Raw genomic sequence first — 26,365 nt, forward strand, 5'->3', positions numbered from 1 at the left:
CTTGGCCATAACTACAAGGAGGACCCCGTGAGCGTAATCAGTAAATCGATTCTCCTCGTCGACGACGACCAGGAAATCCGCGAATTGCTGCAAACCTACCTCAGCCGCGCCGGGTTCCAAGTCCGTGGCGTGTCGGATGGTGCGGGGTTCCGCCAGGCCATGAGCGAGGCACCATGCGACCTGGTGATTCTTGATGTGATGCTGCCCGACGAAGACGGTTTCAGCCTGTGTCGTTGGGTTCGTCAGCACCCACGTCAGGCCCAGGTGCCGATCATCATGCTGACCGCCAGTTCCGACGAAGCCGACCGGGTGATCGGCCTGGAGCTGGGCGCCGACGATTACATCGGCAAGCCCTTCAGCCCCCGCGAGTTGCAAGCGCGGATCAAGGCCCTGTTGCGTCGTGCCCAGTTTGGCCAGGAGCGCAGCGGCGCGGGTGACGTGCTGGCGTTTGACGAGTGGCGGCTGGACATGATCAGCCACCGCCTGTTTCATGTGGATGGCGAGGAGGTGATCCTCTCCGGCGCCGACTTTGCCCTGCTCAAGCTGTTCCTTGACCACCCCCAACAGATTCTCGACCGCGACACCATCGGCAACGCCACCCGTGGCCGCGACCTGATGCCGCTGGACCGTATCGTCGACATGGCGGTCAGCCGCTTGCGCCAGCGCCTGCGCGATACCGAAAAACCCCCGCGGCTGATCCGCACCGTGCGTGGCAGCGGTTATCAACTGGCAGCCAGCGTGGTTGCCGGCAATGCCCACTGAGCGTCTGACCGAGCGCCGCGTCCGCTTTCCCGTACCCCGTTCGCTGCTGGGGCGCATGTTGCTGCTGACGCTGCTCGTGGTGCTGTTTGCCCAGGCACTGTCCAGCGTGATCTGGGTCTCGCAATTGCGCGCTACCCAGCTTGAAGGCCTGGTCACCAGTGCCCGTAGCCTGGCGCATTCGATGACCGCCAGCGTCAGTTACTTCCGCTCGTTGCCCGTGGCCTATCGCCCTTTGGTGCTCGACCAACTGCGCAGCATGGGCGGCACCCGTTTCGTGGTGACCCTCAATGACCGGCCGCTGGACATGGCGATATTGCCGCAGACGCCGCGCAAGCAGGCCGTGCTTGAGGCGGTGGATGAAGTGCTGCGCCAGACCCTGGGCGCCGATGTGCATATCTCGGTGGAGTTCGTCAGTGCCGAAGACCTGCGGATTTTCAACGCCGGTTTGAAGCTCGATGAACTGCCGCGCTCCTGGGCGCATTACGCACTGACCCTGGAACCGGTGAACCCGCCAGTGCTGGTGACCCAGATCCAGCTTGCGCCCGGTGAGTGGCTGTACATCGCCTCGTTGCTGCCCGAGCCTTACACCAGCCTGGAGGAGCAGGGCCTGCCGGCCCAGCAGGTGTGGTTTATCGTGCTGACCAGCGGCTTGCTGTTGCTGTTCATCGGCCTGCTGGTGCACTGGCAGAGCCGGCCGCTCAAGCGCCTGGCGCGGGCGGCGCGGGACATGTCCCTGGGCGCCGATGTCGAGCCGGTAGCCGAAGGCGGCGGCAGCGAAGTGGTGGAAGTCGGACGCGCCTTCAACGCCATGCGTGAGCGCATCAGCCGTTACTTGACCGAACGCAGCCAATTGTTCAGCGCGATCTCCCATGACCTGCGCACGCCGATTACCCGCTTGCGCCTGCGCGTGGAGCTGCTGGAAGACGAGAACCTGCAAACCAAATTCGGCCGCGACCTGGATGAGTTGGAGCTGCTGGTAAAGGGCGCGCTGCAATGTGTGAAAGACACTGACATCCACGAAAACATCGAACCGGTGGATTTGAATCACGTGCTCGATTGCCTGGTGGAGCCGTACCTGGCGCCCAATGGCAATGGCCGCATCACCCAGGACGGCCGTGCCCTGGCGCCTTATCCGGGTAAGCCGCTGGCGCTCAAGCGCTGCATCGGCAACCTGATCGACAACGCCTTGAAGTACGGGCAGAAAGCTCACTTGCATATCGAGGACGATGGCGTGGACTTTATCCTGCACGTCGACGACGAAGGCCCCGGCGTACCGGAGCAGCGCCTGGAACAAGTCTTCGAACCGCATTTCCGCCTGGCCGGGCAGCAACAGGGCTACGGCCTGGGCCTGGGGATTGCGCGCAACATCGCGCACAGCCATGGCGGGGAAGTGAGCCTGCAGAACCTGCGTGAGGGGGGCCTGCGGGTGACCTTGCAACTGCCTCGTGGATTAGACTGAATACATGAGGTCAAAATGTGGGAGGGAGTAAGCCCCCTCCCACATTTTTGATCTGCATGGGCTCAGATGCTCTGGCGCAATCGGGCCAGGTCTCTTAACGGCGGTGCCCCAAACAACCGGCTGTACTCGCGGCTGAACTGCGACGGGCTTTCATATCCGACTCGATACCCTGCCGCCGACGCTTCCAGCCCCTCGGCGATCATCAGCCGCCGCGCTTCCTGCAAACGCAACTGCTTCTGATATTGCAGCGGGCTCATTGCGGTGATCGCCTTGAAGCGATGGTGCAAGGTCGAAACGCTCAGGTTCACTTCCTTGGCCAGGTCATCGATACGCAGCGGCTGTTCGTAGTTGCCGTTCAACCAGGTGATCGCCTGGCTGACCCGATGGCTTTGGCTGTTGGCGACGGCGATCTCATACAGCCGATAGCCCTGCGGGCCACGCAATAGCCGATAGAGGATCTCGCGGTTGATCAATGGCGCGAGCATGGCGATGTCTTTGGGCGAGTCCAGCAGGCGCGTCAAGCGCAGCACCGCGTCGAGCAGTTGGCTGTCGATGCGGTCGACGTACATGCCACGGGAGGTGGGACGCGAGGGCACGCCCATCGGCCCGGCCTCGGCGATCAGGGCGGTGAGCTGCGCCGGGTCGATATTGATGCGTACTGACAGGTTGGGATCGTGCGGCGTGGCGTCGATGATCCGTCCCGCCACGGGCATAGCAACCGAGAACACCAAGTAGTTGAGTGGGTCGTAGGCAAAGATTTCGTCGGCCAGGCGAACTTCCTTGCTGCCACTGGCGAGGATGCACAAGGCCGGCTCCACCAGCACCGGCATGAAATCGCGCGGTGTGTTGTGGCGGTTCAGGTACAGCGAGGTGATAGCTGTGCCATAGGAACCGTCTTCCCAGGTATGGCGTTGCACGATGCTGGCCAGTTCGGCGCGCTGCTTTTCCATCTCGGCATCGAGGGGAATCAGCGGATGTTCAGGCGACGACATGGAGTGACCTCTACACGCTTCTTCGATGGGCTCAGCTTAGTGGGCGCTTTTCAAAAAGTGTTACGTCGATTCTGCACAATCCTTGCCTGATCCTGCGATATGGCGTGAATCAGGCAAGCGCAAGGCCCGTCATCTCCCTGAAACACTGAGTGTGTGCCTGGAACACCACCTGCGGGCCGAGTGGCTTATCTACGCTTCTCGCAGGATTGTGCAATAAGCCTGCAGGAATTGACTAACCGCGTTTGCACCCGCGCCGTTATCTTTGATCCTGTGGCAACCCGCCCTCAGCGTGTTTGCCGAGTATCACTTCTCAACGGGAGAGTCGAACATGTCCACCCCCATTCCCGCGAGCCATATGGCCTTTATCCGTGCCCGTACCGGGTGCAGCACCGAACTCGGTGCACGCTTGAGCAGTTTGATCGAACCGGGCCGTCAGGCTCAGGGTTGCCTGCAGTTTTCGTTGCAGCATTCCCAGGTCGACCCCGATGTGTGGCTGATCTCGGGTTTCTGGAGTAGCGAACAGGCGATGAGCGCCTACTTCAACTCGCCGGCCCTGATGATCTTTACCGAGTTGTTGAACGACATGGTAGTGCGCAGCATGGACTTCCAGACCTTCACCGACGCATCTGCCGTGCATGCCTACGGCGAGTACCTGCAACTCGCCGGTTGAGGGTTAGAATGGCCGACTTTCCATTGGCCAGGACCTGCAACATGGCACGTAAACAATTTGCCCACCACGAAGCCGTTTCCGCCGTAGTACCGGGGGAAGGGGGCTACAGCGCAGCCGTCGCCGTCAAGGCACTCGATGGCATGGGCGCACCCAGGTTTCACAAGATCCTTGATGGCCAGAAGTTCAAGACCGCCTCCGACGCCGACGATGCAGCCGCGCTGCAACTTGAATACCTGGTCGACGTAGACGAAGACGGCCAACTGGCTTGGGCCACTGCCGCAAACTAGAAAGCGCCGTCGATCAGGGAGGGGGCTCCTGATAGCAGAGAGTCAGTCGATGCTGTGTTGACTTCACCAACGCTATCGGGAGCAAGCCCCCTCCCACAGGTTTTATTGCATGCCATCAGCGGCTATTGGCACCAGGGCGATACATCTTGAACAGCGCCTCTGGCCCCAACTGGAAGTAATCCGCCGGGCCGCCACCGCGCAGGATCGGTTCGGCGGCGGCGGTGTCGTAGATGCCATCCTTGAGCAACCACTTGGCGATGTGCACCGCGACCACTTCGCCCAGTACCAGCCAGCTCGGCACCAGCTGCTTGTCGGCGCGCTGCAGTTGAATGATCTGGGTCACCTTGCATTCAAACGAGACCGGGCTCTCGCCCACCCGGGGTACGCCAACGATTTTCGAGGCCACCGGCGTCAGGCCGGATAACTCGAATTCGTTCACCTCCGGCGATACGGCGGCGCAACTCTGGTTCATCTGCTCGGCCAACGGGCGGGTGGCCAGGTTCCAGACAAACTCGCCGGTCTGTTCGATGTTGTTAAGGCTGTCTTTACGCCCGACGCTGGAAAACCCAATGATCGGCGGAATGTAGTTGAACGCATTGAAGAAGCTGTAGGGCGCCAGGTTCAGGCGACCTTCGCGATCGTGGGAAGAAATCCAGCCGATCGGCCTTGGCCCGACGATGGCATTGAACGGGTCATGGGGCAGGCCGTGACCGTTGGCAGGCTCGTAGAAATGAATATCGTCAGACATGACCGGGGGTTCCTGCTATTGGCTTCGGGATGGAGGCCATACTGCAAGGCATGGCGCTGAATTTCCATCAGCCGTATGGAATTTTCATTGATTGCCCACCGAATTTTCACAGCTCTGCATTCAGTCTGCGCGCCAGGCCGACACCCCTCTAAGTCGGCGCGTTGAAAGACTGAGCTTCGGAGCCTTCTGTACCATGAACAAACTTCCTCAGATCACCCTGGCGTTCTGGGTCATGAAAATCTGCGCAACCACCCTGGGCGAAACCGCCGGGGATTTGTTGTCGATGACCCTCAACGTTGGTTACGCCATCAGCTCGATGATCTTGATCAGCGTGTTCCTGGTCACCTTGCTGACGCAACTCTGGTCGAAAACCTACAACCCTGTTCTGTACTGGATCGTGATTTTGTCCACCAGCACCGCGGGCACCACCATGTCTGACTTCATGGACCGCACCCTGGGGCTGGGCTACGCCACGGGCTCCATGATCCTGATCGCGATCCTGATGATCATCTTCGCGTTGTGGCATGTCAGCGGCGACTCGCTGAACGTGAACAAAGTGCAAACCTTCCGGGGCGAGTTGTTCTACTGGATGGCCATCCTGTTCTCCAACACCTTGGGTACCGCGCTGGGCGACTTCCTGGCCGATGACTCGGGGCTCGGCTTTGCCGGTGGCGCCTTGTTGATCGGCTCGGCGATTGCCGGGGTAGTGGCGCTCAAGTACTTCACCCGGATCTCGTCGGTGCTGTTGTTCTGGGTGGCGTTTGTCTTGACCCGGCCGTTTGGTGCGACGCTGGGTGACTTCCTTACCAAACCCTATGAAAAGGGTGGGCTGGATTTCGGCACCATCGGTTCGTCGGCGGTATTGGCGGGTGTACTGGTGGTGATGATTGCCGGGGCGTCGTATGCGCAGCGGCGATATGGGCGTCAGCCGGCAGCAGAGCTGTCCTGATCCGACTATCCTGGCAAGATAGAACTCAATGTGGGAGGGGGCTTGCTCCCGATAGCAGTGGTTCAGTCAACCGATTTATGGCTGACACACCGCCTTCGGCAGCAAGCCCCCTCGCACCGTTTTAGTCGGTGGTGATGCGCGAGTGCTTGCGGGTGTCTTTCATGGTCACATAGACCAACAACGACACCGCGATACACGCAGTCACGTACCAGTAGTAGCCGGTTTCCATACCGATACTCTTGAACCACAGCGCGATGTATTCAGCGGTACCGCCGAAGATCGACACGGTCAACGCATACGGCAGGCCCACGCCCAAGGCACGAATCTCGGTGGGGAACAGCTCGGCTTTCACCACGGCATTGATCGAGGTGTAGCCGCTGACGATGATCAACGCCGCCATGATCAGGAAGAACGCACCCCACCAGGTCTGGATGGTGTGCAAGGTGGTGAGGATCGGTACGGTGCAGAGCGTGCCGAGGATGCCGAAGGCAATCAGGATCGGCCGACGGCCAACCTTGTCCGACAGCCCGCCGACCAGGGGTTGCAGGCACATGAACAGGAACAGCGTCGCCGCCGAGATGGTGGTGGAGTCGGAGATGCTCATGCCGACGGTGTTCACCAGGTATTTCTGCATGTAGGTGGTGTAGGTGTAGAACGCCAGGGTGCCGCCCATGGTCAGGCCGACGACGGTCATCAGTTCCTTGGGATGGCGCAGCAACGTGCGCATCGCGCTTTCCTTGGCTTTCTCCTTCTTGGTGAACGACTCGGTTTCTTCCATGCCACGACGCAGGTACAGCGCGACAACCGCGCACAGGGCGCCGATGGCGAACGGGATGCGCCAGCCCCAGGCATACAGTTGCTCGGTGGTCAGTACTTGTTGCAGCACGATCAATACCGCCAGCGCGATGAGCTGGCCGGAGATCAGGGTCACGTACTGGAAGCTGGAGAAGAAACCGCGACGCTCCTTGGTCGCCATTTCACTCAGGTAAGTGGCCGAAGTGCCGTATTCGCCACCGACCGACAAACCTTGCAGCAGGCGGGCGAAGACCAGCAGGATCGGCGCGCCGATGCCGATGGTGTCGTAGCCAGGGCTCAGGGCGATCAGCAGCGAGCCGAAGCACATCAGCAATACCGAGGCCATCAGTGCAGCCTTGCGGCCCTTGTAGTCGGCGTACATGCCCATCAGCCAGCCGCCGATAGGACGCATCAGGAAGCCCACGGCGAAGATCGCAGCGGTGTTCATCAATTGCGCGGTAGAGGAGCCTGCCGGGAAGAAGGTCTTGGCGAAGTACAGCGAGAAGGCGGCGTAGACGTACCAGTCGTACCACTCGACCATGTTGCCGACGGAGCCGCTGAAAATCGATTTGATCCGGCTGGAGGTGGTGCGCTCTTTTGCCGGCACGGCCGCCGACCCCAGAGGCAGGGTGTTGGAGTTATCCATTGAAGGATCCTTCATCTAGTTGTTTTTATGGAGCAGCGCGTGCGCAGCCTGGTTCGGCTATAGCAGGAGCTGTGCCAAGGGGATGAAGGCCCGGTCTAGAAGGGTTGCAGGATTATTTTGAGCGGAAAGTCGCCGATGATTCTTGATGGTTGAGCGGAAATCCGCTTAAGGCGGCAGGCCTCATCGGGAGCAAGCTCCTCCCACATTGTGATTTGTGAACACATTCAAGTGTGGGAGGGGGCTTGCCCCCGATGACGGCCTGAAAGGCACCGCAAAGCCTGGCTTAGAGAAACATCTCCCGCACCAACCCATGACGCTGCATCTTTTCATTGAAAGTCCGGCGCGGCAGTTGCAGTTCCGCCAGGACCGCCTTGATATCGCCCTTGTGCCGGGTCAATGCGGCCTTCAGGCAATGAGCCTCGAAGGCTTCTTGCTGCGCGGCCAGCGATTGCCCGGCCTCGATACCCTCAGGCTCAGGTTCGCCAAGCCCCAGCACCTGGCGTTCGGCAACGTTGGCCAGTTCGCGCACGTTGCCCGGCCAGTCATGGCTGAGCAGGCGTCCCAATTGCGCGCCGCCGAGCGGTTCGGCGCTGCGGCCAAGGCGCTCGGCGGCATTTTGGGCAAAGTGATCGAACAACAATGGAATATCTTCACGGCGCTCACGCAAGGGCGGCAGGCGCAACTGTGCGATGTTCAGGCGATAAGCCAAGTCTTCGCGAAAGCGCCCGGCGCGGGCCTCTTCCAGCAGGTCGGGTTTGGTGGCGGCAATGATGCGCAGGTCGACGTGGATGCTCTGGTTGGAGCCCAGCCGCTCCAGTTTCTGCTCCTGCAACACACGCAGCAGTTTCACCTGCTGGGCCAGGGGCATGCTTTCGATTTCATCCAGGAACAGTGTGCCGCCGTGAGCGTATTCCAACTTGCCGATACGCTTGCCCTGGGCGCCGGTGAAGGCGCCGCTTTCGTGGCCGAACAGCTCGGCTTCAAACAGCTGCTCGGGGATCGCTGCACAGTTGAGCGCCACAAATGGCTTCTTCGCCCGCGGGCCGAAATCATGCAGGCAACGGGCAACCAGCTCCTTGCCGCTGCCGGTCTCGCCACGAATCAGCACATTGACCGGCAAGCTCGCCAGGTCCAGCACCTGCCGGCGCAACGTCTGCAAGCCCCGGGATACGCCGAGCAGGCTGGATTCAAGCTGTGCCCGGTGATCGGCCTGCTGGTGCAGGCGGCGGTTCTCCAGGATCAGCCCGCGTTTGTCCAGGGCGCGACGCAGGCTATTGAGCAGGGTATCGGGGCTGAAGGGTTTCTCGAGGAAATCGTAGGCACCGTCACGCATGGCTTCTACCGCCATCGGCACGTCGCCGTGGCCCGTCAGCAGGATCACCGGCAGGTCGGCATCGCGGCGCTGCACTTCGGCCAGCAGCTCCAGGCCGCTGAGCCCGGGCATGCGCACGTCGCTCAAGATGACACCGGGAAAGTCCCTGGGCAGTTGCGCCAGGCAGGCCTCGGCGCGGCTGAACAACTGCACGTCAAACCCCGACAGGCTCAGCCATTGCTCGACGGCCGTGCGGATGCTGGCTTCGTCATCGACCACAATCACCGCGTTCAACATAGGTCGGGTGTCTCCAGTGCGATAGGCAAGGTCAGGGTGAACACCGCGCCGTCGCCACGGTTGCCGGCGATCAGGCGCCCGCCCAGTTCGTGCACGATAGCGTAAGACACCGCCAGCCCCAGGCCCAGCCCGTCACCTACCGGCTTGGTGGTGAAGAAGGGGTCGAACACGCAGCTCAAATGCTCATCGTCAATCCCGCCGCCACTGTCGCTGACGGTCAGTTGCCACAGTTGCTGATCGGCCTGCAGGCGGATTTCCAGGCGTTTGCGCGGTTTATCGGCCATGGCGTCAAGGGCGTTGCGCAACAGGTTGATCAGGACCTGTTCCAGGCGGATCGCATCGCCGCGTACCCAGGCGGGGCGGGTCAGGTCCAGCACCACGCCGATGGCCTCATTACGCAGGCGCGCATCGAGCAGGTGCAGGGACTGGTCAACCACCGTGGCCAGGTCCAGGCGTTCACGCAGGCCACTGGGGCTTTTACGGGCGAACGTCTTGAGGTGGCCGGTCAGCGCAGCCATGCGTGTGAGCATGTCGTCCAGTGGGGTGAGCGCTTGGTAGGCATCGTCCACGCGGCCATGATCCAGCAGCAGGCGCAGGGTTGCCAATTGCATGCGCTGGGCGGTTAGAGGCTGGTTGATTTCATGGGCGAGGGCGGCGGACATCTGGCCCAATGCCGCCAGCTTGGCCGACTGCACCAAGCCGTCCTGGGCCATGCGCAAGGCTTGGGTGCGTTGCGCCACAAGCTGTTCGAGTTCTTCACGGCTGCGCTGGCGCAAACGGGCCAGGCGCCAGCGCTGGGTCAGAAACAGCGTCAGGAACACCAATGCCAGCCAGGAGCCGGCAGCGGCGAGGCCGGCATTACGCTGGTCTTCAAGGGCGGGCTGGGGCTTGCGCAGCAGGTGCAGCGTCCAGCCTTCGGCCTTGAGCGGCAGCGATTCCCAGATGTAATCGGCGCTGCCGTCGGGGCCATTGACGCGCATCAGATGGCTGTTGTCATCGAAACGCTGCAGGGTTTGGGTCTCCAGCGGCTGCAAGCGCTTTTTGTCGTATTGGCGTGTGGCCTGGAGCTCGGCGAGGTCGCCGTCCGACAACGGGCGCAGGTTGCGATAACGCCAGCCAGGCTGGTTGGCGATAAATACGATGCCGCGCGCGTCGCTGACCAGCAGCAGGTCATTGCCCTGGGCCCATTCGCGCTCAAGCTCGGGGAACTCCAGCTTCACCACCATGGCACCGAGAAACTGCTCGTGTTCGTCCACTACCGCGCTGGAGAGAAAATAGCCGGGAATACCGGTGGTCACGCCCACCGCATAAAAGCGCCCGGCGCCCTGGCTCAGGGTCTGGCTGAAATAGGGACGAAATGCGTAGTTATGCCCGACATAGCTGCTGGGCAGGTTCCAGTTACTGGCAGCGACAGCAAGGCCGGTGCGGTCCATCAGTTCCAGGGTAGAGGACTGCGCCGCACTGTTGATGCGTTCCAGCTTGCGGTTGAGCACAGCCTGGGTGGTGGCATCCAGCGGGCCCTTCAACGCGTTGATCATTTCCGAGTCCAGCGCCAGCACGGCAGGCAGGGCACGGTAACGTTCGATCAGCGTGTGCAGGGAATTGCCATACAGCGTGAGCTGTTGTTTGGCGCGTGAAGCGTCGTCCACCAGGGCCTGGCGTTCGGCATGGCGGGTGGCGAAGGTCGCGGCGAGCAGCGCACCGGCGATGATCAACAGGCAGTAGAAAGTCAGGCGAAGGGGGCGAGGGATCGCGATCATACGGTGATGGGCAGGCACGGTAAGGGGTGAGCACCATACCATGCGCCATCGAGTGTAGTGAGCGGGCTTGCCCCGCGCTGGGTGGCAAAGCCGCCCCAATCAGGACACCACGGTGTATCAGAAAGACCGAGGCGCCTGGGTTTAGGGCGGCTGCGCCACCCAGCGCGGGGCAAGCCCGCTCACTACGGGCTTACTGGACTTCTACCGCCAGGCTGTCACTGATCTTTTTCTGCCAGATGGCAGGACCGGTGATGTGGACGGACTCGCCCTTGCTGTCCACCGCGACGGTGACCGGCATGTCTTTGACCTCGAACTCGTAGATCGCTTCCATGCCCAGTTCGGCGAAAGCCACGACGCGCGACTTCTTGATGGCCTGGGCCACCAGGTAAGCGGCGCCGCCGACGGCCATCAGGTACACGGCTTTGTGGTCCTTGATCGCTTCGATGGCGGTTGGGCCGCGCTCGGATTTGCCGATCATGCCCAGCAGGCCGGTTTGTTCGAGGATCTGACGGGTGAACTTGTCCATCCGCGTCGCGGTGGTCGGGCCTGCCGGGCCAACCACTTCTTCGCGCACCGGATCAACCGGGCCGACGTAGTAGATGAAGCGGCCCTTGAGGTCCACCGGCAGGGTTTCGCCCTTATTCAGCATCTCGACCATGCGCTTGTGCGCCGCGTCGCGACCGGTGAGCATCTTGCCGTTGAGCAATACGGTTTCGCCCGGCTTCCAGCTCTGCACTTCTTCCGGGGTCAGGGTGTCGAGGTTGACGCGGCGGGCCGACGGGCCGGCTTCCCAGACGATCTCCGGGTAGGCGTCCAACGGTGGCGCTTCCAGCGATGCCGGGCCGGAACCGTCGAGCACGAAGTGGGCGTGACGGGTGGCGGCGCAGTTGGGGATCATGCACACCGGCAAGGACGCGGCGTGGGTCGGGTAGTCCATGATCTTCACGTCGAGCACGGTGGTCAGGCCGCCGAGGCCCTGGGCGCCGATGCCCAGTTGGTTGACCTTCTCGAACAGCTCCAGGCGCATCTCTTCGATACGGTTCTGCGGGCCGCGCTTTTTCAGCTCGTGGATGTCGATGGATTCCATCAACACTTCCTTGGCCATGACGGCGGCTTTTTCGGCGGTGCCGCCGATGCCAATGCCCAGCATGCCCGGTGGGCACCAGCCGGCGCCCATGGTCGGAACGGTCTTCAGCACCCAGTCGACGATCGAGTCGGACGGGTTGAGCATCGCCATTTTCGACTTGTTCTCGGAACCGCCGCCCTTGGCTGCCACATCCACTTCCACGGTGTTACCCGGGACGATGGAGTAGTGGATCACGGCCGGGGTGTTGTCCTTGGTGTTCTTGCGCGCGCCTGCCGGGTCGGCAAGGATTGATGCACGCAGGACGTTTTCCGGCAGGTTGTAGGCGCGACGCACGCCTTCGTTGATCATGTCGTCCAGGCCCATGGTGGCGCCATCCCAACGTACATCCATGCCCACGCGCACGAACACGGTGACGATACCGGTGTCCTGGCAGATCGGGCGGTGGCCGGTGGCGCACATGCGCGAGTTGATCAGGATCTGGGCGATGGAGTCACGGGCCGCTGGCGATTCTTCGCGCAGGTAGGCTTCGTGCATGGCCTGGATGAAGTCAACGGGGTGGTAGTAGGAAATGAATTGCAGGGCGTCGGCAACGCTCTGAATCAGGTCGTCTTGCTTGATCACGGTCATGAGTCGCGCTCCTCTATAAGGGAACATTCAATAAAGGTGGCTTCAGTGTTGCATCGGTCGGCTGAAACCACCTTTCCAAGGCACGCCAAAGTGGTGCAGGCGCGACGCTAAAAAGGCGCGGCAGTATAACCCGGCACGGTGGCCGATACACCCGACTATGGTCAAACTGTCGCAGGCGTGATTCCCTGTGTGCCCCTTATGATTGAGTCCTCCCATGCCTGAACTGTACGTCGGTGAGCGCCACTGGTCGGTCACCACCGGCAGCAACCTGCTGGATGCCCTGAACCAGGCGGGTGTGGGCGTGCCCTACAGTTGTCGGGCGGGCAGTTGCCATGCGTGCCTGGTGCGATGCCTGGGACAGGTCGACGACCAGCAGCCAGACGCCTTGAGCCCGGCGCAACGCCAGGACGGCTGGCGTTTGGCGTGTCAGTGCCAGGTTATCGGCGATCTTGAGGTTGAGACCTTTGATCCGCTGCGTGACGGTTTGGCGGCCCGGGTGGTCGGTGCCGACTGGTTGAACACAAACGTGCTGCGCCTGCGCCTGCAACCGGAACATGGCCTGCGTTATCGGGCCGGGCAACATCTGGTGTTGTGGGCGGGGCCGGTAGCGCGCCCCTATTCCCTGGCCAGCTTGCCCCAGGAAGATCCGTTCCTGGAGTTTCACCTCGATTGCCGCCAGCCGGGTGAGTTCAGCGATATTGCCCGGCAGTTGCAGGTGGGCGATGCGCTGCGATTGGGCGAGTTGCGCGGGGGAGCACTGCAATACGATCCCGACTGGCACACCCGGCCGTTGTGGCTGCTGGCTTCCGGCACCGGCTTGGGGCCTTTGTGGGGTGTGCTGCGTGAGGCGTTGCGCCAGGATCATCAAGGCGCCATCCGCGTGATTCACCTGGCCCATGATGCGCAGGCTCATTACTTGGCCGGTCCCCTGGCGGAGCTGGCCGCGCAGCATCCCCACTTGACTGTGGAACTATGGACGGCGGCTGAGCTGGCCCAGGCATTGGCGCAACTGCGGCTTGGTTCGCGGCAAACCCTGGCTCTACTCTGCGGGCATCCTGCCAGTGTCGAGGCGTTTTCCAAGCGCCTGTTCCTGGCCGGTTTGCCGCGTAATCAACTGCTGGCCGATGTGTTTGTGCCCCGTGGTTGAGGGCTGAATTGCGCTGCTGCGGTGAAGGTGTGTTGTCTGGGTGGGCCTCATCGGGAGCAAGCCCCCTCCCACATTGTGATTTGTGAACACATTCAAGTGTGGGAGGGGGCTTGCTCCCGATGGGGCTATGAAGCCAATACAAAATCCGATCTGCAAAGCAAAAAGCCCCGCCATTCACATGGCGGGGCTTTTGTTTTTCAGCGTGTCACTCAGACCTGTGGGTCGCCCACGTGCAGGATCTTCATGCCATTCGTGCCACCGGTGGTGTGGTAGCTGTCGCCCTTGGTCAGGATGACCCAGTCGCCTTTCTCGACGACGCCGCGCTTGACCAGTTCGTCGATCGCCTTCTGGCTGACTTCGTTAGGTGCCAGCGAAGCCGGATCGAATGGAATGGTGTATACGCCACGGAACATCGCCGCGCGGGCCTGGGCTTCGCGGTGGGGGGTGAACGCGTAGATCGGCACCGAGGAGCGGATGCGCGACATGATCAACGGCGTGTAGCCACTTTCGGTCAAGGCGATGATCGCTTTCACGCCCGGGAAGTGGTTGGCGGTGTACATGGCGGCCAGGGCGATGCTCTGGTCGCAGCTTTCGAACACTTTGCCGATACGGTGGCTGGAGGTCTTGCTGGTCGGGTGCTTTTCGGCACCGACGCAGATACGCGCCATGGCTTGAACGGCTTCCAGCGGGTACGGGCCGGCGGCGCTTTCAGCCGAGAGCATCACGGCGTCGGTGTAGTCGAGCACGGCGTTGGCCACGTCGGACACTTCGGCACGGGTCGGCATCGGGTTCTGGATCATCGACTCCATCATCTGGGTCGCCACGATCACCGCTTTGTTGTGGCGACGGGCGTGCAGGATGATTTTCTTCTGGATACCGATCAGCTCGGCGTCGCCGATTTCCACGCCCAGGTCGCCACGGGCAACCATCACGGCGTCGGAGGCATTGATCAGGCCGTCGAGGGTTTCGTCATCGGCCACGGCTTCGGCGCGTTCGATCTTCGCCACCAGCCAGGCGGTGCCGCCGGCTTCGTCACGCAGTTTACGCGCGTATTCCATATCAGCGGCGTCGCGCGGGAAGGACACGGCGAGGTAGTCCACTTCCATTTCGGCGGCGAGCTTGATGTCGGCCTTGTCTTTGTCAGTCAGCGCCGGCGCCGTCAGGCCACCACCGCGACGGTTGATGCCTTTGTGGTCCGACAGCGGGCCGCCGATGATCACGGTGCAGTGCAGTTCAGTCGGGGTCGCGGTTTCGACGCGCATCACTACGCGACCGTCGTCCAGCAGCAGCTCGTCACCGACGCCGCAGTCCTTGACCAGGTCCGGGTAGTCGATACCCACGACTTGCTGGTTGCCTTCGGTCAGCGGATGGCTGGTGGAAAAGGTGAAGGTGTCACCGATCTTCAGCTCGATACGCTTATTGGTGAATTTGGCGATACGAATTTTCGGACCTTGCAGGTCACCCAGCAATGCAACGAAGCGACCGTGCTTGGCGGCCAGGTCACGCACCAGTTTGGCGCGAGCCTTGTGCTCGTCCGGGGTGCCGTGGGAGAAGTTCAGACGGGCGACGTCCAAACCAGCCAGAATCAGCTGTTCGAGGACTTCCGGCGAGTTGCTGGCCGGGCCAAGGGTGGCGACGATTTTGGTACGACGGACGGACATGCACAGACTCCTGAGTTCAAGCGCTGGGGAAGGCTACTATGCTCTTTCGTTGTAGTCATTGTTCGTTTGCACTACTTATCGGCGATTGACTTGTTTTCGTTGCGGCTGAATAGGCGAACGCCCTTGAAGATTTTCGACAAGGGGTCGATACACTGCACAAGACAGGAGAACCCCCATGCGAATTTTGCTCGTTGCCGCCTTGGCCGTCAGTGTAGTCGGCTGTACCCGCTGGTCGATGGACCATCATTTGAACAATGCCTACCGTGCCTACGGGGTGGGTGATTGCGAGCGTGTCACCCTTGAGCTGTCCCAGGTCGACCGTGAAAGCCGTACCCGCCGTTATGTGCAACCGGAGGTCTCGATGTTGCGCGGGCAATGCCTGGAGCGGCAGAAACTGTTCGTCGATGCGGCGCAAACCTACCAGTTCATCATCAGCCAATACCCATCGAGTGAGTACGCCTATCGTGCCCGCGCCCGGCTCGATACCTTGCAGCAGTTGGGGCACTACTCGGGTGCCAGCGTGGCACAGCCACGTCCCGCATCTTTGTAATGATATTTGTGATTTGATTGCTGGCCTGTTGCCAGGCGTGGGCTATCCTTTGAATGTCCGTTTGTACAAGTTTCCATTCAAACGGATGAGGCGCCCGGATTCGGCCGTTGTTTAGTGGCAATGCAGTAGCTGTTGCCACACCGATATCCAGGCAGAGCGGGCAATGGGCTCGTTCCGAATCACTGGCACGGCCAGATTCATGGCCACTGGATGGCGATTTCATCATGATTACCGAACGAAGGATCGAACGGCATCAGTTATCTTGTTTTTTGCAGGTGTTCAATCGTCTGACCGACAAGCCTGTCGGCTTTCTGGGCAATCTCTCTGAAGAAGGGCTGATGTTGATCAGCCAATTACCCATGATGGTCGATGCGGATTTTGAGTTGCGCTTGAAGATCCCCGGATCTGACGGCGAGTTTCAGTACGTTGACCTGACGGCCACCTGTTTGTGGAGTTATGAGGACATCAACCCACAGCATTATGATTCCGGCTTCTGCATACGTCAGGCATCCGAAGAGTATCGGCAGTTGATCACTGCGTTGTTGCATTATTTCAGCTTCGATCCGCTGCAGGCCTCCGCTTGAACACGACGTGTTGTCGGCTCGGTCGGCGCTTGTCCTCGATCGGGCCGTACGTTTTTTTTAGAAAGCCCCGGCTTTTTTCCAGCTCTGATAACGCGTGACCAATTTGGCTCCCAACTCGGACGGCAGGGCATCGAGCACCGATAGCCCATGGGCGTTCAAACGATCATGCAGTTCATTGCGCGTGTTGAGGTAATCAATCGCGCCACTGTAGGCCAATGCTTCCGACAGGGTCTGCACGGGGACTTGGCGCAGTTCATCGAGGACATGTTCTCGCAGGCTGGCGACCATCACCCGGTGCTGCCGACTGATACGGTTGACGGCAGTCATGAGTGCCTCATCGTCTTCATCCCTTAGGTTGGTCACCACGATCACCAGCGCTCGACGCTTTTGTCGAGCCAGCAGATGGCTTGCGGCGGCCTCATAGTCGGCTGTTTTACGGGTGGTATCCAGGTCGTAAACCGTATTGAGCAATACGTTCAGTTGGCCACTACCCTTGACCGGTGCCAGGTAACGCGGCTGGTCACTGGCAAAGGTGCACAGACCCACGGCATCGCCCTGTCGCAACGCGACGTAGCTGAGCAACAGGCAGGCGTTGAGGGCGTGATCGAAATGGGAGAGCTCATCGTCCTGGCTGCGCATGCGTCGACCGCAGTCGAGCATGAACACGATTTGCTGGTCGCGCTCATCCTGGTATTCGCGGGCGATTGGCGTGCGTTGCCGTGCCGTCGCTTTCCAATCGATCTGGCGCAGGCTGTCACCCTCGCGAAACTCGCGCAGCTGATGAAACTCAAGCCCCAACCCTCGTCGCGGGCGTTGACGTACACCGAGTTGGCTCAGCCAGTTATCCACACCCTGCAACTGTGCGCCGTACAATCGGGCGAAATCCGGGTAAACGCGGGTAGCGTCCCGAGCGTCGATCAAGCGTCGAGCCGACCATAGCCCTAAGTGGCTGGGCAGGTGGATTTCGCAACGACTGAAGCTGAAATGCCCTCGTCGCAAGGGGCGAACGCGATAGCCCAGCTCGCAGCGCTCGCCAGGTCGCAACTCGATGGACTGCGGCAGGTTCTCCAGGCTCAAGCCATCCGGTACGTGATCGAACACCGTCAAGGTGATGGGTTGTGGATAACTGTGCTGCACTGCCAGCCTGACTTCCCCCCAGCGTCCCAACGCCAGGCTGCCGGGTAATTGCCGTTCTATTCGCGGCGAAGGGCGGCGGCGCAGGCGTAAAGCGTCCAGCAGCGAGAGCAGCAGCAACGCCAGCAACAAGCCCCAGGCCACCGAATGCAACGTGTCGGGCACCTTGAGCTGCAAGGCAGCCGCAGCACCCAGCACAATATTCAAGCCCAGCAGCACGCCAAGCCAGGTCAGAAGCAGACGGGTTGGTTTCATTGCCGGGTCATTGCCTTGGTGCTGCAATCTGATCAAGCAACTGCTTGAGTACCTGGTCCACTTCCAATCCTTCTATGTCCAGCTCAGGCGCAATACGTACCCGGTGACGCAGTACCGCCAGGGCGCAGCCCTTGATGTCGTCTGGCGTGACGAATTCCCCGCCGCGCAACAGGGCCCGGGCACGAGCTCCACGTACCAGAGCGATCGAGGCCCGTGGGCCGGCGCCGATGGTCAGCCCTGGCCAGCTGCGAGTGGCGCGCGCTATCCGTACCGCATAATCGAGGACTTGTTCATCCAGGGGCATCTCACTGGCGATCTGTTGCAGCTGCACCACATCGTCAGCCTGCAGCACAGTGCGTAATGGTTGCACGTCCAGCATGTCGGCCCTGGATGACCGGGTCACTTCGCGCACCATATCCAGCTCTTGTCGAGCATCGGGATAATCCATGCGCACCTTGAGCATGAAACGATCCAGCTCGGCTTCCGGCAGCGGGTAAGTACCTTCCTGTTCGATGGGGTTCTGGGTCGCCAGCACCATGAACGGTTGGCCGATGGGCAAGGCTTCCCCTTCAAGCGTGACTTGGCGCTCCTGCATGGCCTCAAGCAGCGCTGCTTGCGTCTTGGCGGGAGCACGGTTGATTTCATCGGCCAGTAGCAGGTGCGTAAACAACGGCCCCTTGCGCAACTTGAACTGTTGGCTTTGCAGGTCGTACACGGCATGCCCGGTGACGTCGCTGGGCATCAGGTCGGGGGTGAACTGGATGCGTGCGAAATCGCCACCAAAGCAGCGGGCCAGGGCCCGTACCAGCAGGGTCTTGCCCAGGCCAGGCACCCCTTCGAGCAATACATGGCCTCCCGCGATCAGTGCCGTGAGCACGTCATCAATGACCTGATCCTGGCCGATCACGGCTTTGCGCAATTCAATGCGCAAAGCCTGGGCTTGCTGGCTGGCCTGCTGCAGGCTTGTGGTGTTCAGGACGGTGGACGGTGGGTATTCGCTCATAAGGCATTCCTGAGAGTTTGCAGGCTGGTCACCTGGCGGCTGAAATCGGCGCTGGAGAGCCGTTTCAACGGGAGTGGGCCGAGTGCCTGGCGGATGGCATCGGAGGGTTGTCGAGTCAGGTTTTCCAGTACCTGCCATTGTGCTGCCGTGTCCAGGTGTTCAAAGCCTGGATGGCGCTTGCGGGCGGTGCGCAGGATGTCGCGTTGGAGCGCTTGCAACAGTGCGGCCTGCCCACCGCGACGCAGCAGGAAATCGGCGCTGGCCTTCAAGTGTTCCTGCAACTGCCGGCGCGCTCGGGGGACGGGCGCCTGTATCGGGCCTTGGCGCATGCCGACGTGCCAGAGCGCCAGGCTTATCAGTGCGACGAGCGCTACCAATGCCTGTGGGAAATAACGCATCAACAGGGTCAGCAAGTTTTCCACGTCGCTGTTGAACAGCAAGGTGACGTCGGTGTTCTGGTTGAGGTACCACAGCAGCCAGGCGTTATCGTGCTTTCCGATATTCGGGGTTTTCCACAGGTCGCTGTCGGTGACCACCGTCACATGGCCTTGCCCAAGGTCAAGTTGCATCAGGTGGCTGGACTTGGCGCTATTGGCTGAAAACTGGGCAAGGTGCCTCGGGTCGGTGAGGTTGAAGTCGGTATCGAAACTGAAATAAGCCGGGGCGGTTTCGTTGTCGACGTAAAGCTTGGTCAAGTCCGGTGCTTTCTTTTTACGCGGTGATGCCGGCTCGTCGAACGTGTCACTCAGGGCCTGATGGATATTCAGGCGATCGAGCAGCAGGTCGCCGCTTTTGCCCGTTTCCTCATCCCATAACGCCTCGGCCACCACCAGCAGGTGGCCACCGGCTTTTGCCCAATCCAGCAGTTGTTCAACCTGGCGCGGGGTCATGTTGCTGCGCTCACCCAGCAGTAACAGGCTTTGGCCTTTAGCTGGGCGATCGGTTAGCCGTTCGATGCCATAGGCATGTTCCACTGCCAGGCCTTGGCTGCGTAGAAAGTACTCGGCTGCCAGGTAGGGATTGGCCAGCGCTTGCGCAGACGGACCGTGGTCCACCACTTCTTCATAAGGGATCGCCTTGTGCCAGGCGTATAAAGCGCCGGCTCCCAGCAGCCCAGCCAGCAGCAGCGCGACCCACAGTAACGGCCTGTTCATGGGCGCACTCCCGAACTGAAGAGTGCGCGCCAATCGTTGCAAAGCTGTTGTTGGGTGGCGGCGGGAGGAAGGCGGTGACCGTATGCAAGGTTTTGCCAGTGGCGCGTCAGCTCATCACTGAAGGCCAGCAATTGCGGTTGCCTCAAATGATGAATGTGTTCCAGTACCTGGCCTTCGGTATCGGCGCTTTTCAGCGGCAAATTGAATTCATGCAGTAATCGGCTGAGCAGGCCGCGATACAACAAGCCCAGTGCTTCCCGTGGTTGGCTGGCCCATAGCTGCTCGGCAGCGCCGGCGATGTCTTCCGGCAAGGTTTCAACTCCCAGTTCCAACCCGAACAACTGAGCGGGAACCGGTTTGAGCGTTTTGGGTAAAGGCTGCCGGCCACGGCTGACGAATGTGCGCAGCCATTCACGGTAGCGCCACAGCAGCAGGGCGACTGCGCCGAGCACCAGGCTCCACAGCAGTATCTCCAAGCCTTGGGCAATGTGTTTGAAGGCATTGCTGTTGAGGTTATCCAAGAGTGCCTGCAACCAGGCTGGCAATTTACCATCGCCTTTTGCTTTGCTTTTGACGGCTGTTTTTTCTTCACCAAAGCGATAACGGGTGACGGTTTCAGGGTTCTTGAAGGGAGGGTTTTCCAGCACCGACTGAATGGATTGGCTGGCCGAGTGAGTGCTGAGCGGTTTGGAAACAACCGGTTCGTTCGCCATGGCGGGTGGAGTGAAGGGTGTGAGCATCAACCCGACCACCAGCAGCAGTAGCGGTACGATGCTACTCAGGCGTTGGCGCAGGTTGCGGAATATCAGCTCCAGGTCCCAGGCTTCCAGGACGGTACGGCGATTGAGGTACAGGCTGAAGCCGCAGGCGACGTAGATAGGTTCCCAGAACACCAGGATCAGGGCGTAGAAGGCGTTGCCCAGATGGTCCAGCCACAGTTCGTTGGCGTCTGCTGCCAATGCCATTCGTTGCCAGTCCCAATCCATTTCTATCTGTTTTGGAATGAACAGGTAGAACAGGGCCATGCAACCCAGCCATAGGCCGATTTCCAGGTGCATCCCTATGAGGGTCAGCCAGCGTGCGGCTCCAGCGTTATGTTGCAGCAATACCCCCAGGCGCTTCTGACGTGCCGGGCCGTCCAGGCCCTCAAGCTGGCTGACCGGCAATACAAAGCTGCGGCTCAGGCTCAGTCGGCGCCAGGTCAGGCTGGCCAGCAGTTGGCCCTTGAGCAGGCGCGGCCAATGGCGTACGGCCTGCCTGATGCCTGGTATTTCACCAAACAGCGCCTTGGAAAGGATGTACAGCGGGAGGCGGTCGAAGGCCGGCTTGAGCCACCAGAACAGCAGCAGGGAGAAAGACGGATACTCCCAGAGCAACACCGTGAGCAAGGTAAATATCGGCAAAGTGACCATCGCCCAACTGCTCATCAGCAGACGACGATGTTCTCTGGCCATCAATCCACCAAGGTCCATGGCTTCCCAGGAGGTACGCGGGCGAATGGCCACGCTGGCGTCAGTCAGGCGCATGACGGGTCCGTCCAGCCAGGCTCAGATAAGCGAGCACCAAACACCAGAATGTGGCGCCCACGAGGTATTTGATCCAGGGGGCGATCGTGGCGATGGATGACCAGTACGCTTCGATGAACGCCGCGATCAACAGGAATATCATCACGCCACAGAGCATCTGCACGCTTTTGCGCGCTGCCAGGCGCAGGGATTCGCTGCGCGTCAAATGCCCGGGGGCTATCAACGACCAGCCCAGTTGCAAGCCTGCCGCACCGGCCAGGGCGATGCCACTGAGTTCGAATGCACCGTGACCGATCACAAATGACCAGAACGTCTGGCCGTAACCGATTTCGGTCAGGTGTCCGGATATCGCCCCGATGATCAGCCCGTTGAAAATCAGGAAGAACACGCTGCCCACGCCGAACAGCAAGCCGGCGGCAAACGTCTGGAAGGCAATGCCGATGTTGTGCATCACGTAGTAGCCGAACATCATCCAGTCTTCGCTGGAGGCCCGTTCGGCCGCACGGCCCAGGTGGCTGGCAGCAGGGTCGTACATGCCTTGCATTTCAGCGACCTGTTGGGGGCTGACGATGCTGTAGATCAGGTCAGGGAACAGATAGACCAGCAGGGCTATAGCCACCAGGCTGCCGAAGAACAACAGGCCGGCGATCAGCACAAAACGCCACTGTTCGCGTACCAGGCGGGGGAAGTCGGCCAGGATGAAGGCCAGTACGTTCGCCGCCAATTGGCTGCGATGACGATAGAGTTGTTGGTGGCCACGCAGCGCAAGTTGCTGCAGCGGGTCCACCAGGTAACTGCTATAGCCGCGCTCCTGGGCCAGGGCCAGGTGTTGGCACAACCGCCGGTACTGATAGGGGAAGTCGGTGACATCAGCGGCCTTGGCTTTACCTTGTTCCAACTGCTCCAGTTGTTTGGCGAAGGCTTGCCATTGCTGCTGGTGGCGGCTTTCAAATTGGCTCTGCTTCATGTCGGCCCCAACAGGCCGCGGGCCACGCCATTGAGTTGTTCGGCGGCACGAGCCGGGGACACGTGCAGGGGCACGGCAAGGATTGCGGCCAGTTCATGCACGCGCTCGGCCGACAGTTCGCCCTGGCGTTCGGCGAAAGCGAGGATTGCACGTTGTTCGTTCAGGTCCAGTGCAAAGGGCAGGCGCAGGGGGGCGGCTTGAGGTATGCGGGGCCGAACCAGCGGCTGCTCGCGATAGACCACCAGCGTCCCGGCGGCCAGGTCGCCGAGCCGTTTGAAATGGGGATGTTGCAGGCAACTGATGGCGCCGAGGAAGTAGCCGAAAGGCAGCATGTCGACAAAGCGCAACAGGTTGCGGATCAGGGAGGACGACCAGCCGATGGGAGTACCGTCGTCCTGTACGACACGCAGGCCCATGACCTGCTTGCCTGGGGAGCTGCCTTGGTTGAGGACTTCAAACAGCACCATGTACCACCAACTGACCAGGAACAGGAGCAACGAGCCCAGGCCGATGCCGATGTTGCCGAGCAGCGCCAGGGGCACGAGCAGGATGCCCATGAGCAGCCCACGCAAACCGAGGTCAAAAGCAAAGGCTAATACACGTACCAGCAAGCCGGCGGGGCGCAGGGGCAGGTCGATACCCTCCGGGGTCTCGATCTGGTAGCGGGTGTCCAGCGGGGCTGATGACATTGCGATCCTTGGCAGTGCTGAGCGGTTCAGAGACACGGATGCTAGCAGTGTCGACGCCGGAAGCAACCATTCAAGGTTTTGCTGGATATTTGTACAGTGCATGTAGCGCTGGCCCCGGACGCCTCGCTGCGCCTAGACTTTGTCGATCTTCAGTACAGGAATAGCCCGTGACCTCCATTTTCTGGTACGACTATGAAACCACCGGCATCAACCCGCGCAGCGATCGTCCGCTCCAGGTGGCCGGCATTCGTACCGACCTCGAACTCAACGAGATCGGCCCGCCGCTCAATCTTTATTGTCAGCCCAGCGACGATATCCTGCCCCATCCGGCGGCATGCGCGATCACGGGTATTACTCCGGGCGTACTGGCGGAGAAGGGCTTGGCCGAAGCCGATTTCATGACACGGGTGCATACCGAGCTGGCTGCGCCCGGTACGTGCGGTGCCGGCTATAACACCCTGCGGTTCGACGATGAAATGACGCGCTACAGCTTGTATCGAAATTTTTTCGACCCTTACGCACGCGAGTGGCAGGGGGGTAACAGTCGCTGGGATCTGATTGATGTGGTTCGCACCGCCTACGCCCTGCGTCCCGATGGGATTGTCTGGCCGGAGCAGGATGGGCGGGTCACCCTCAAGCTTGAGCGGCTGACCCAGGCCAACGGTATCGATCACGGGCAGGCCCACGATGCGCTGTCCGATGTGCGTGCGACCATCGCCTTGGCGCGGTTGGTGCGAGAAAAACAGCCCAAGCTGTACGAATGGCTGTTTCAACTGCGCAGTAAGCAGCGGGTGATGGACCAGGTGCGTCTGTTGCAACCGATGGTGCATATCTCCGGGCGCTTTTCCGCCGAGCGCCACTACGTGGGGGTGGTGCTGCCGCTGGCCTGGCACCCGCGCAATCGCAATGCATTGATCGTCTGTGACCTTGGGCTCGACCCCCAGGCCTTGCTGGACCTGGATGCCGATGTGTTGCGTCAGCGCCTCTATACGCGCCGTGATGACTTGAAGGAAGGTGAGCTACCGGTTCCTCTCAAGTTGTTGCATATCAACCGTTGCCCGGTCGTTGCTCCACTGAATGTATTGCGGGCGCAGGATCGTGAGCGGCTTCAGTTGGATATGGACACCTGTCAGGCGCGGGCGCTGCGACTAACTGACGCACAGGAAGTTTGGCGTGACAAGTTGGCCGCCATTTACAGCGAGGAGGATTTTGCACCGAGTGCCGACCCGGAGCAGCAGCTCTACGATGGTTTTATTGGCGACCGCGATCGCCGCTTATGTGAACAAGTCCGCGCGGCAGAGCCTGCACAACTAGCACGCCAGCAGTGGCCTTTCGATGATCATCGTTTGCCGGAATTATTATTTCGCTACCGTGCCCGTAACTTTCCTGAAACCCTGGACAGGGACGAGCAACAACGTTGGAAACTTTTCTGTCAGCAGCGTTTGTCAAATCCGCAATGGGGGGCACCCAATACTCTGCTGGCATTTAAACAGGCGTGCGAGGAGTTGGCTGTTAGTGCTACACCGTTTCAGTGCCAGGTACTGGGCCAATGGCAGGAGTATGCCGATTCGCTGGCAGCGCGTTTGAACTCGTAGTCAGAAATTGCAGAATATTCAGACATAAAAAAACGCCAGCAAGCTGGCGTTTTTTATGTATCGCGTATCAGGCGAGAGCCCGACTCGGCTTAGCCCAGCAGGGTAGCCCAGCCTTCAACCACGTCGCCGCCCCACTTGGCTTTCCACTCTTTCAGCGTCTTGTGGTTGCCGCCTTTGGTTTCAATCACTTCGCCGTTGTGCGGGTTCTTGTATTGCTTGACCTTGCGCGCACGCTTGGTGCCGGTGGTTTTCACGGCGCCACGCGGTGCTTTAACTTTCGACTCTGGATCCAGCAGCGCGATGATGTCGCGCAGGGACTTGGAGTATTCGCCCATCAGAGTGCGCAGTTTGCCTTCGAATTCCAGCTCGGTTTTCAGCTTGTCGTCTTGGGACAGGTTTTTCAAACGCGCTTGCAGCTCTTTGATAGCTTCTTCGGTGGCGCGGTATTCGTTGATCAGTGACATGGGGACTACCTTATGTAGAGCGCTGATTGACAGGGACAGTGAGCTAATAATAGTCAGGCAATTTCATCAAGTAAACATTTAAGCAGGCATTTATGTGAATTACTTTGAATGTTTGTGGTAAAGCTGCGCAGTCGAGTTAATTAGTCGGTCGCCGGCCTAAAGATAATCCCGTTTATTTTTTGATAATTCCTTGAGCTGGCCGTTGTACGGTCATATAGACGAGGTAAAACCTTACGCTATTAAGGGGTGTCCTCTCGGTCTGGATTCAGAATAAGGTGCAAGGAATACTGCAGTTTTTCTGCGCAATCGCTAGAATGGCGGCCTTTGCGAAGTTCTGGAGTTTCCCCCTAATGCGCACTTTTCGGCTGGTGATTGCTTGCCCGGACCGGGTTGGCATCGTTGCCAAAGTCAGTAACTTTCTGGCCTCCCATAATGGCTGGATCACCGAAGCGAGCCATCACTCGGACGATCTCAGCGGTTGGTTTTTCATGCGGCACGAAATCCGTGCCGACACGCTGCCCTTTGGTCTTGAGGCCTTCCGCGAGGCGTTTGCGCCGATCGCCGAAGAGTTCTCGATGACCTGGCACATCACCGACACCGAACAGAAAAAGCGTGTCGTGCTGATGGCCAGTCGTGAGTCCCACTGCCTCGCCGACCTGCTGCACCGCTGGCACAGCGATGAGCTCGATTGCGAGATCGCCTGTGTGATCTCCAACCATGACGACCTGCGCAGCATGGTCGAATGGCATGGCATCCCGTACTACCACGTACCGGTCAATCCGCAGGACAAGGAGCCCGCGTTCGCCGAGGTCTCGCGTCTGGTCAAGCAGCACGAGGCCGACGTGGTGGTGCTGGCGCGCTACATGCAGATCCTGCCGCCGGAACTGTGCCGCGAATACGCCGGCAAGGTGATCAACATTCACCACAGTTTCCTGCCGTCGTTCGTCGGGGCCAAGCCGTATCACCAGGCATCCCTGCGCGGCGTGAAGTTGATTGGCGCAACTTGCCACTACGTTACCGAAGAGCTAGACGCAGGTCCGATCATCGAGCAGGACGTGGTGCGTGTCAGCCACAGTGACAGTATTGAAGACATGGTGCGTTTCGGCCGTGACGTCGAGAAGATGGTGCTGGCGCGTGGCCTGCGTTATCACCTGGAAGATCGCGTACTGGTACACGGCAACAAGACCGTCGTGTTCTGATCCAGCGTTGTGATTGAAGTCAGAAGGGCTTGGGCGTTAAATCGAC

The 26,365-nt window shown here is 60.4% G+C and carries 24 protein-coding genes; 10 read left to right on the forward strand and 14 right to left on the reverse strand.

Translation table 11 applies throughout. The annotated features are described in order from the left end of the window. The first annotated feature begins 27 nt into the window (after window positions 1-27). Together ACQRBT_RS13255 and ACQRBT_RS13260 are read left to right on the forward strand one after the other, a co-directional pair. Window positions 28-762 (forward strand): response regulator, encoded by a 735-nt coding sequence (locus ACQRBT_RS13255; RefSeq protein WP_060754230.1) that lies wholly within the window; start codon window positions 28-30, stop codon window positions 760-762. Beyond that, entirely contained in the window at window positions 752-2,221 is a 1,470-nt protein-coding gene (locus ACQRBT_RS13260) for an ATP-binding protein (protein WP_198760556.1), read from the forward strand. Before ACQRBT_RS13255 ends, ACQRBT_RS13260 begins: the two co-directional genes overlap by 11 nt. A 62-nt stretch (window positions 2,222-2,283) precedes the next feature. Here the strand turns inward: ACQRBT_RS13260 and ACQRBT_RS13265 are convergent, their stop codons facing one another. Next, window positions 2,284-3,213: an AraC family transcriptional regulator gene (locus ACQRBT_RS13265; RefSeq protein WP_060754228.1), complete on the reverse strand. Its 930-nt coding sequence runs from the start codon at window positions 3,211-3,213 to the stop codon at window positions 2,284-2,286. A gap of 328 nt (window positions 3,214-3,541) precedes the next feature. On the opposite strand from ACQRBT_RS13265, the gene ACQRBT_RS13270 reads away from it, so the two are divergent. Together ACQRBT_RS13270 and ACQRBT_RS13275 are read left to right on the forward strand one after the other, a co-directional pair. Further along, the gene (locus ACQRBT_RS13270) at window positions 3,542-3,883 is read left to right on the forward strand and encodes an antibiotic biosynthesis monooxygenase family protein (protein WP_060754227.1); all 342 of its coding nucleotides are present in this window, start codon (window positions 3,542-3,544) and stop codon (window positions 3,881-3,883) included. Window positions 3,884-3,891: 8 nt separating this feature from the next. Continuing rightward, on the forward strand, window positions 3,892-4,170 hold the full coding sequence (locus ACQRBT_RS13275) for a hypothetical protein (RefSeq protein WP_060754226.1): 279 nt from the start codon (window positions 3,892-3,894) through the stop codon (window positions 4,168-4,170). Between the two features lie 115 nt (window positions 4,171-4,285). Here the strand turns inward: ACQRBT_RS13275 and ACQRBT_RS13280 are convergent, their stop codons facing one another. Next, a complete protein-coding gene (locus ACQRBT_RS13280) occupies window positions 4,286-4,918 on the reverse strand; it encodes a flavin reductase family protein (RefSeq protein WP_060754225.1) in 633 nt (210 codons plus the stop codon). A 193-nt stretch (window positions 4,919-5,111) separates the two neighbouring features. Between ACQRBT_RS13280 and ACQRBT_RS13285 the strand changes: the two genes are divergently transcribed. Beyond that, window positions 5,112-5,867, forward strand: coding sequence for a COG4705 family protein (locus ACQRBT_RS13285; protein WP_060754224.1), 756 nt, complete (start codon window positions 5,112-5,114; stop codon window positions 5,865-5,867). A gap of 121 nt (window positions 5,868-5,988) precedes the next feature. On the opposite strand, the gene ACQRBT_RS13290 is transcribed toward ACQRBT_RS13285, so the two are convergent. The 4 genes from ACQRBT_RS13290 to ACQRBT_RS13305 all read right to left on the reverse strand — a co-directional run bounded on the left by ACQRBT_RS13290 (window position 5,989) and on the right by ACQRBT_RS13305 (window position 12,391). Beyond that, on the reverse strand, window positions 5,989-7,308 hold the full coding sequence (locus ACQRBT_RS13290; protein ID WP_060754223.1) for an MFS transporter: 1,320 nt from the start codon (window positions 7,306-7,308) through the stop codon (window positions 5,989-5,991). A 283-nt stretch (window positions 7,309-7,591) separates the two neighbouring features. Beyond that, a complete protein-coding gene (locus ACQRBT_RS13295) occupies window positions 7,592-8,917 on the reverse strand; it encodes a sigma-54-dependent transcriptional regulator (RefSeq protein WP_412046763.1) in 1,326 nt (441 codons plus the stop codon). Next, window positions 8,911-10,677: an ATP-binding protein gene (locus ACQRBT_RS13300; RefSeq protein WP_411984796.1), complete on the reverse strand. Its 1,767-nt coding sequence runs from the start codon at window positions 10,675-10,677 to the stop codon at window positions 8,911-8,913. Before ACQRBT_RS13300 ends, ACQRBT_RS13295 begins: the two co-directional genes overlap by 7 nt. A 190-nt stretch (window positions 10,678-10,867) precedes the next feature. Continuing rightward, on the reverse strand, window positions 10,868-12,391 hold the full coding sequence (locus ACQRBT_RS13305) for a fumarate hydratase (RefSeq protein WP_104994706.1): 1,524 nt from the start codon (window positions 12,389-12,391) through the stop codon (window positions 10,868-10,870). A gap of 214 nt (window positions 12,392-12,605) precedes the next feature. Between ACQRBT_RS13305 and ACQRBT_RS13310 the strand changes: the two genes are divergently transcribed. Next, a complete protein-coding gene (locus ACQRBT_RS13310; protein WP_412046764.1) occupies window positions 12,606-13,538 on the forward strand; it encodes an iron-sulfur-binding ferredoxin reductase in 933 nt (310 codons plus the stop codon). Between the two features lie 209 nt (window positions 13,539-13,747). On the opposite strand, the gene pyk is transcribed toward ACQRBT_RS13310, so the two are convergent. Further along, complete coding sequence (pyk, locus tag ACQRBT_RS13315) at window positions 13,748-15,199, reverse strand: pyruvate kinase (RefSeq protein ID WP_060754218.1); 1,452 nt, start codon at window positions 15,197-15,199, stop codon at window positions 13,748-13,750. 175 nt (window positions 15,200-15,374) lie between these two features. Between pyk and ACQRBT_RS13320 the strand changes: the two genes are divergently transcribed. Further along, complete coding sequence (locus tag ACQRBT_RS13320) at window positions 15,375-15,749, forward strand: tetratricopeptide repeat protein (RefSeq protein ID WP_060754217.1); 375 nt, start codon at window positions 15,375-15,377, stop codon at window positions 15,747-15,749. Between the two features lie 224 nt (window positions 15,750-15,973). Further along, the gene (locus ACQRBT_RS13325; RefSeq protein WP_060754216.1) at window positions 15,974-16,333 is read left to right on the forward strand and encodes a PilZ domain-containing protein; all 360 of its coding nucleotides are present in this window, start codon (window positions 15,974-15,976) and stop codon (window positions 16,331-16,333) included. Window positions 16,334-16,390: 57 nt separating this feature from the next. Here ACQRBT_RS13325 and ACQRBT_RS13330 read toward each other — a convergent pair whose 3' ends face one another. The 6 genes from ACQRBT_RS13330 to ACQRBT_RS13355 are packed head-to-tail and all read right to left on the reverse strand — an operon-like array spanning window position 16,391 to window position 23,061. Beyond that, window positions 16,391-17,722 carry a DUF58 domain-containing protein gene (locus ACQRBT_RS13330; RefSeq protein ID WP_060754215.1) on the reverse strand — a complete coding sequence of 444 codons (1,332 nt, stop codon included), beginning with the start codon at window positions 17,720-17,722 and terminating at the stop codon, window positions 16,391-16,393. A 7-nt stretch (window positions 17,723-17,729) separates the two neighbouring features. Then, window positions 17,730-18,725 carry an AAA family ATPase gene (locus ACQRBT_RS13335; RefSeq protein WP_411984795.1) on the reverse strand — a complete coding sequence of 332 codons (996 nt, stop codon included), beginning with the start codon at window positions 18,723-18,725 and terminating at the stop codon, window positions 17,730-17,732. Continuing rightward, window positions 18,722-19,879, reverse strand: coding sequence for a DUF4350 domain-containing protein (locus ACQRBT_RS13340; RefSeq protein ID WP_412046765.1), 1,158 nt, complete (start codon window positions 19,877-19,879; stop codon window positions 18,722-18,724). The genes ACQRBT_RS13335 and ACQRBT_RS13340 overlap by 4 nt, the downstream gene beginning before the upstream one ends. Next, window positions 19,876-21,405, reverse strand: a complete 1,530-nt coding sequence (locus ACQRBT_RS13345; RefSeq protein ID WP_412046766.1) for a DUF4129 domain-containing protein — start codon at window positions 21,403-21,405, stop codon at window positions 19,876-19,878. The genes ACQRBT_RS13340 and ACQRBT_RS13345 overlap by 4 nt, the downstream gene beginning before the upstream one ends. Beyond that, the gene (locus ACQRBT_RS13350; protein ID WP_412046767.1) at window positions 21,392-22,372 is read right to left on the reverse strand and encodes a stage II sporulation protein M; all 981 of its coding nucleotides are present in this window, start codon (window positions 22,370-22,372) and stop codon (window positions 21,392-21,394) included. Before ACQRBT_RS13350 ends, ACQRBT_RS13345 begins: the two co-directional genes overlap by 14 nt. Further along, window positions 22,369-23,061, reverse strand: a complete 693-nt coding sequence (locus ACQRBT_RS13355) for an RDD family protein (RefSeq protein WP_161549385.1) — start codon at window positions 23,059-23,061, stop codon at window positions 22,369-22,371. Before ACQRBT_RS13355 ends, ACQRBT_RS13350 begins: the two co-directional genes overlap by 4 nt. A gap of 167 nt (window positions 23,062-23,228) precedes the next feature. Here ACQRBT_RS13355 and sbcB point away from each other — a divergent pair, with 167 nt between their 5' ends. Next, on the forward strand, window positions 23,229-24,656 hold the full coding sequence (gene sbcB / locus ACQRBT_RS13360) for an exodeoxyribonuclease I (RefSeq protein ID WP_412046768.1): 1,428 nt from the start codon (window positions 23,229-23,231) through the stop codon (window positions 24,654-24,656). Between the two features lie 89 nt (window positions 24,657-24,745). On the opposite strand, the gene mvaT is transcribed toward sbcB, so the two are convergent. Continuing rightward, a complete protein-coding gene (mvaT, locus tag ACQRBT_RS13365) occupies window positions 24,746-25,120 on the reverse strand; it encodes a histone-like nucleoid-structuring protein MvaT (RefSeq protein WP_003175830.1) in 375 nt (124 codons plus the stop codon). Between the two features lie 350 nt (window positions 25,121-25,470). Between mvaT and purU the strand changes: the two genes are divergently transcribed. Then, on the forward strand, window positions 25,471-26,319 hold the full coding sequence (purU, locus tag ACQRBT_RS13370; protein ID WP_005790961.1) for a formyltetrahydrofolate deformylase: 849 nt from the start codon (window positions 25,471-25,473) through the stop codon (window positions 26,317-26,319). Window positions 26,320-26,365: the final 46 nt, after the last annotated feature.

It is taken from the genome of Pseudomonas sp. R19M (genome assembly GCF_050312585.1).
GTDB classification, from domain to species: Bacteria; Pseudomonadota; Gammaproteobacteria; order Pseudomonadales; family Pseudomonadaceae; genus Aquipseudomonas; species Aquipseudomonas palleroniana.